Below are 4,622 nucleotides of genomic sequence, written 5' to 3' on the forward strand. Positions count from 1 at the left end.
TTACGTATTGCGAACGAGTGAAAACCATTTATATGAATTATATGAATGACTAGTCTTTAGTACTGTTATGACTGAAAACGTGTTTTGGAAAAAGAAATTAAATCAGCTCATTATTTTTAAATAATAAAATTCTATTTTAAAGCGACTAAAATCATTGCGCGCAAAGGTCGTAAACAAAGAGGATCACTATAAATGCCTTAAATTGTTCTATACTTTATTAGTAGGGTATTAAAAATGATGTGGTCTTAAATGAAAATCCGGGAAATAATGAGGGATAATTCAGTTTATTGCCTTCCAAATAATACTATTTTTGATGTTGCAAAACTCATGGGAAAACTGCGTTTAGCGGTTATGCCTATTGTTGCTAATGAAGGATTATTGGGAATTATTACCCTGCGAGATATTGTGTTAAATCTGCAGAAGAGTGAGGTGACTGAGAGCATGGTCGCAGGTAAGCTGATGAGCCGGGATTTTTATTGTTGCTATGAGAATGATGATATAAGATTTGTTGCAGAAAAGATGGGTAATTTGCAGATTGCTAATCTGATAGTATTGAATAACGAGCAAAATAAAGCCCCAACTGGAATAATTTCTTTAGCCAACCTGGCGAGACATACCTTGTTTTTAGAAAAATTTATAGCGAGCGGCAAAATAAAACGTTCACCCAAACCAATATGAAAAAATTTATGTATCATCATATAAACAAGAATTATTAAGACAGCAAATTTTCTATTCGTTAAGATTGAAAAGGACATCTGGTCATATGGATAGTTTAAATCAGTTGATTATGGCTATTATTACTGGATTGTTATTGTGGGCAGTCAATCAATATCTCTTCTTGGATCCTTTTATTAATTTAGTCATTAATTTTTTCTACTAATAGCCTTGGTTATTTATCTTATGCAGCTTTTAGGGGTAGTAAAAAAGTACTGCCAACCGTTAAACTCTTTAAGTAGCCCTAGGTAATGTCACTAACAAAGTAATATTTAAAGACGACTTAGTGGAAAGGAAGCCGATTGCAGACTTCCCTTCAAGAAAGAATGATTAAACGGTGTATTGAAACTCTACAAAAGCTTGATTGGCTTTTAGCCGACCAGACCAAGGTGTAGCATTTAACCAGCCTGCACTGTTAGTATAGACTTGAGTAGGTCCCTCGAATTTACCGCCATCGTAGTAGCGATAACCTGTGTTGACACTAAAGTGGCTTTGCTGTGGCCTGATATTGAGACCAGCAGTTCCTTGCCAGGCAAAACTGTTTCTGTTTGCTGGTCCGCCAATAGAGGTAGTTGAGCCAATGGCAACACCGCTAACAGTTGTAGTTCCTACTGTATAAAAATTACGTACTTGATTGCGGGCATAACCAATTCCCCCCCCTATAAAGGGAGTTAATTCGAAACCAGCAAAATTTTGCCACATTTGTGCGGGATGGAGAAAACCATTAACCAATAATGCACGATTATCCAATCTAAAATAACGAGTTCTGGCGCTTCCTGTAAATCCCGGTGTACCAGAAGTTCCAGGTGGTGCTGTTTGGAATTTTTGATAATCAAACACTTCGTTAACAAGATAACTTAAACTGAGATCAATATAATCGTGGACTTGCTTACCAAGAGCAAACGTATAAAAGCCTCGATCACCTAGTCGAGAGTCGTAGCCTTCGCTGGAAAAATCCCAGAATGCTGGATCTGGATTGTCAATGCCAGGTTTTACCGTCCAAGAGTAACCGGTGCCAATCGATGCAAACCAGGGGTATATAGGCGTTAGTTCCCCCATAGTGCCTGCATAAAGAGGTAAAGAAACAAGAAAGGTGGCTAAAGAACCTAACTTTTTATTCACGATAATATCCTTATTTTACAATAAATAATGCACCTAGAAACGGGTTCCCATTATTTCAAATATAGGTATTTTTGACAATGTTTGTTTTGTTGCCTGGAAAGCAGGGAGCGAGTCATTAGATGATTCAAAAAATAGTTTTTCTTAAGGATTGCTTAAGCTCAATGTGATAATATTGTGCGCATTATGTTGCGGGGGGACACCATAGAATGCCATTATTAGTTGAGACTTTACAGGCGTTTAATGCTTACATTCGAGCAGATGAAAAGAGCCCTGAAGCTCTTAAAGAACACATGAAATCTTATGATAAAGAATTGGAGCAATTAAGAACCAATTTTTATTTCATGACTATTAATAGAGATAACGCAAAGGTCTATGAAAAATACAAGATATCTTACATAGCCTTAATATCCCACAAAAGGAATGGACGCGATATATAGACGCAAACCTTACTGTTTATGATTTTTTATTAAATTAAAAACAGAAGGCAGCCATTATCAAGTGGATTATATACTGAGTTTGATAGAGGAAAAGACGTCTTTGGCAACCGCAAAATTTGTTCTTGGTTGCCTGGTTACCGGTCTTTTTTCAGCAGGATCAGCTTATTTGCCCGCGATGGCTGGTATCTTAGGTATGATTAGTACGAGTGGTTTTGCTATTTCTGGTCTTTATGAAAGCAACGCTGATCTGAAAAAATCACGCAGCATTCGGTTTCGTGACAACGGTTTTCTCTTGGCCAATACCTTTTATAATTTATCTGCCTATGCTCTTTGGGCTGCAACAGAAATGTCCCCCACTGTAGGGTCTCTCTTTGTAGCAGCTTCAATAGTAAATGTAATGAAAGACTTATTTTGTATGGCACAGTATTGGGTAGAGCATGAAACCTTGCCACCTATATACGATAGTAATAATTTAAGTATCCATCAAACGTATGCACGGCGTGAATACCAATATTTACAAAATAAAAATGCGGTAGCCATTGATATTTCTGTTTCTGTTGCTTTAGCTGGTGTTATGGCGGCTTGGTGTTTTTTGCCAGGTGGACTTTGTCTTACGGTTACTGCAGTAGTAACCAATATTGCTCTTGCTGCAATTAAATATCATTTGCATAAGAATAATGAAGCTAATATCAGAGTTCAGTTGCAGGAAGAGCTGGATCATATAAAAACACTTTACCCAAGACCTGGTGTGCAAGCTCTAGCAAGTAGTGATGTTGTGGCAACCCAAAGAGCAATCCCGGAAAATGATAGGGGGGATGTTCCACAAACCGATAGAAATGAACCGGAAAGCGTGGGCGGTTATAGTCGTCATCGATTTTATCCAGCTGTTTCTACAAGGAATACTTTAGAGGTATCTCTCCCCCAAGAAATACTTGCTTTTTAACGAAGGTATTCGAGCCATTCCATAGATTGACATAGTCGGGCCTTGGTGGCCTGACATGCTCCCTTAATTAATCATAATTAATAAGCAACGATGTTACGTCTTTCTGCAATAACAGGTTGTGGCAAAGATCGCTTGAGCGGTAAAATGGAAGCAGAACCAAGCTATCAGGGATGATGAATATGGCAAAAACAGCGTTATTGGTCATTGATTTTGTTAATGACATTGTGCATCCAAAGGGAAAAATTGCAGCAAATGCTACTTTTATACATGAGCGTGAAGTGCTTGAGCATGCAAATCAAGTGATCAAAATGGCGCGGCAAGCTCAATTTCCTATAGCCCATATTAAAGTAGGTTTTAGTGCTTCTTACATTGAATGCCCCATGCAGTCGCCGCTTTTTTCTAAGGCGAAGGAAGCTGGTGCACTACAGTTAGGAACCTGGGGTACGGAATTTCATGAAAAAATAGATGTGCAGCCAGATGATTTTATCTTAATTAAAAAACGAGTTTCCGCTTTTTATGCAACCAATCTTGAAGCGTTCTTACATGCGCAGAAAATTGACTCTTTGATTCTTACAGGTGTTTCCACAGATATGGCCATTCAGAGCACTGCGCGTGAGGCGCATGATCGTGATTACCAAGTTACTATTGTGGAAGATGCTTGTGGTGCCGCGCAGCAAATAGTACATGAACATGCCATTAACCAATTAGCAAGGGTTTCTACTATCACAACGGCAGCCTTGTTGAATAAACGCTTTAAGAGATAAAGCTCGATGGCATTCCCTCAATTTAGAAGCTGTTTTCATTTAAACAACACCAAGTCAATTAGAGTGATTTTTGGTTTAATAAAAGCACTAATTGACCGCCATTTAATAAAAACCAATCGTTTGTTGATTCTTTTTACAGTAGAATAGGACTTTCCTGCTGAGAAGCAACTAATCATGTGAGATATCAAGTGAAGACTTACGAGTGGATTTTATTTGATGCGGATGAAACCTTATTTAATTTCGATTCTTTTGAGGGTTTACAACGTATGCTTTCCCGGTTTGAGGTAAATTTTACCCAACAAGATTACCAGGCTTATCAGGTGGTAAATAAGTCTTTGTGGATAGATTATCAGAACGGTACGATTACTGCACAAGAATTGCAACATCAGCGTTTCGCGATTTGGGCTGACAAACTTCAAGTCTCCACTCAGGTTTTGCATAGTACTTTTATGGCTGTTATGGCAGATATTTGTACACCAATCGAAGGCGCACAAAATTTATTAATTGCTCTGAAAGGGAAGGTTAAACTGGGGATTATTACCAACGGATTTACGGAGTTACAACAGATTCGCCTTGAGCGGACCGGACTTAAAGTTTATTTTGATATCCTAGTAATATCAGAGCAAGTGGGATTTGCCAAGC

General features: G+C 38.2%; 7 protein-coding genes. 6 read left to right on the top strand and 1 reads right to left on the bottom strand.

Translation table 11 applies throughout. The annotated features are described in order from the left end of the window. Nucleotides 1–267: 267 nt before the first annotated feature. Nucleotides 268–678 carry a CBS domain-containing protein gene (locus tag BN58_RS06870; RefSeq protein WP_198009836.1) on the top strand — a complete coding sequence of 137 codons (411 nt, stop codon included), beginning with the start codon at nt 268–270 and terminating at the stop codon, nt 676–678. 85 nt (nt 679–763) lie between these two features. Further along, the gene (locus BN58_RS37615; RefSeq protein ID WP_019216202.1) at nt 764–880 is read left to right on the top strand and encodes a Thivi_2564 family membrane protein; all 117 of its coding nucleotides are present in this window, start codon (nt 764–766) and stop codon (nt 878–880) included. 164 nt (nt 881–1,044) lie between these two features. On the opposite strand, the gene BN58_RS06880 is transcribed toward BN58_RS37615, so the two are convergent. Continuing rightward, nucleotides 1,045–1,836: an outer membrane protein gene (locus BN58_RS06880; protein WP_019216203.1), complete on the bottom strand. Its 792-nt coding sequence runs from the start codon at nt 1,834–1,836 to the stop codon at nt 1,045–1,047. Between the two features lie 206 nt (nt 1,837–2,042). On the opposite strand from BN58_RS06880, the gene BN58_RS06885 reads away from it, so the two are divergent. The 4 genes from BN58_RS06885 to yjjG all read left to right on the top strand — a co-directional run. Then, nucleotides 2,043–2,273 (top strand): hypothetical protein, encoded by a 231-nt coding sequence (locus tag BN58_RS06885; protein WP_019216204.1) that lies wholly within the window; start codon nt 2,043–2,045, stop codon nt 2,271–2,273. A 61-nt stretch (nt 2,274–2,334) separates the two neighbouring features. Next, complete coding sequence (locus BN58_RS06890) at nt 2,335–3,216, top strand: hypothetical protein (protein ID WP_156812410.1); 882 nt, start codon at nt 2,335–2,337, stop codon at nt 3,214–3,216. A 170-nt stretch (nt 3,217–3,386) separates the two neighbouring features. After that, nucleotides 3,387–3,980, top strand: coding sequence for a cysteine hydrolase family protein (locus BN58_RS06900; RefSeq protein ID WP_026069322.1), 594 nt, complete (start codon nt 3,387–3,389; stop codon nt 3,978–3,980). Between the two features lie 188 nt (nt 3,981–4,168). Further along, a partial coding sequence (gene yjjG / locus BN58_RS06905; RefSeq protein WP_019216207.1) for a pyrimidine 5'-nucleotidase occupies nt 4,169–4,622 on the top strand: 454 nt, incomplete at its 3' end.

Source organism: Legionella tunisiensis, assembly GCF_000308315.1.
Taxonomy (GTDB): domain Bacteria; phylum Pseudomonadota; class Gammaproteobacteria; order Legionellales; family Legionellaceae; genus Tatlockia; species Tatlockia tunisiensis.